Origin of the sequence: Pseudoalteromonas sp. S1727 (assembly GCF_005886375.1) — a bacterium.
Taxonomy (GTDB): domain Bacteria; phylum Pseudomonadota; class Gammaproteobacteria; order Enterobacterales; family Alteromonadaceae; genus Pseudoalteromonas; species Pseudoalteromonas haloplanktis.
The window spans coordinates 1-509 of sequence record NZ_PNDT01000098.1 but is presented as its reverse complement, the minus strand read 5'-3'; the positions used below and the strand labels follow the sequence as shown (position 1 = coordinate 509).

1 protein-coding gene is annotated in these 509 nt (G+C 40.7%); it reads left to right on the top strand.

All coding sequences use genetic code 11. The features are described from left to right. On the top strand, positions 1-351 hold a 351-nt coding region (locus tag CWB85_RS18380; protein ID WP_138555650.1), incomplete at its 5' end, for a PKD domain-containing protein. Between the last annotated feature and the right edge of the window lie 158 nt (positions 352-509).

Here is a 509-nt window from a genome sequence, read left to right as displayed (position 1 = left end):
CAGACACATATCTTTGTTCGTGAAGATCAAGTAGCAACATTAACCGCTTCAGCGACAGACCTTGATGGGGATGAGCTAAGCTTCTCGTGGGAAGGTCCAGGCAACATCGCAACAGCCAATGCCGCCAGTACACAAATCTCAGGTTTAGTCCCTGGTGATTATGTGTACACAGTGACGGTAAGTGATGGCAGTGAAAATGTTACTCAAAGTATGCAAGTGTCAGTTACCGCAGCACCAGAGGTTGACGACTCAGATGATGAAGATGACAACGACAGTGGTTCACTAGCATGGTTAACGTTGTTAATGGCAGGTTTTGCAGGATTAAGACGTCGTACTGTAAAACGTAATTAATCACTTCCCTAAGTGTGTTATGTAACAAAGGGCCCAGAAGGGCCCTTTTTTATTTTCAGCTTTTAAACCCCGAACTTTAAAATAGGCGCATTTATAGTTTAAATGTCAATTAAAGGTATTATTAAATATTCTTACTTAAATTTTTTTTACCTTTGAGT